1 pseudogene is annotated in these 1,050 nt (G+C 48.6%); it reads left to right on the top strand.

From position 1 onward, the window contains the following. Positions 1-175: 175 nt before the first annotated feature. Positions 176-1,050, top strand: a pseudogene (locus ACRCZA_RS16115) (hypothetical protein); the annotation flags it as partial.

Below are 1,050 nucleotides of genomic sequence, written 5' to 3' on the forward strand. Positions count from 1 at the left end.
CCCCTCATCGCTGGCCGCAAGGCCAGCAGTATTCTTAAGCGAACATTATGTAACATCATTATTTTATTTAAATGTTTGCTTGACTAATGCCCACTGAACATGTGTTATTGATTTGTAAACTGCAGCGACAGACTACTGAACCTGCAGTCTTCAAAGCCATGGGGAGTCACTGATAATGCAGAAAATTATGCGCGATGCCTGCATTCTACCTTGTTGCGCGATCTGCATCATCGGCGCCACTCAAGCCAATGCTGCCGCCTCTTCTCCCAAGGAGCCTACTCCGCCTGAATCGCCAAAGCGCATCCAGCATATTGTGGTACTGAGCAACCCCATTTTTGACGAATCGGACCCAGAAGCCTTTTTTATCCATCGCTGGGCCAACTATCTGCATATCAACACCAAAGAATATGTCGTGCGCGATAGGCTAACCTTCGGTGAGCAAGACACGATCACCCAAAAGGATCTCGACGAATCTCAGCGCCTGCTGCGGGCCGAATCCTATATCCGGGACGCCAAAGTGTATCTCACTGAAAAAGACCCCGAAGCCGATAGCAAGTCCGATAGTGAGACGGTTGTGATTGAAACCTGGGATAACTGGTCACTGTTGCCCACTGCCAGTTTTAGTAGCTCTGGCGGCGACAACCGCTACTCCTTCGGGGTAAAGGAAGATAACCTGTTCGGCACTGGCATTAGCACCCGCGTTAAATATCAATCGGATGAGGCGCGCACTGGCTACAAATTCGGCTTTGAAGCCCCCATCAGCATTATCGAGCACGGCATCATCGCCGCAGAGTTTTACGACAACGACGATGGCCAAGCCAAACACGCTTATATCAGTAAGCCGTTCTACGCCCTCGATACCAAAACCATGTATGCCATTGAATTATTAGACGATAGCCATGTCGATACCTTCAGGCAAAACGGTAAGGATCTGAGTGAATTTGCCCACAATGCCGACTATCTTAATGTGCAATATGGTTGGTTAATCGATAAAAACAGTGCAGCGCTTTCGCGATTGATGGTGGGATTTACCCAAGATAAGCATGAGTT

Source organism: Shewanella sp., assembly GCF_051658185.1.
GTDB lineage: Bacteria > Pseudomonadota > Gammaproteobacteria > Enterobacterales > Shewanellaceae > Shewanella.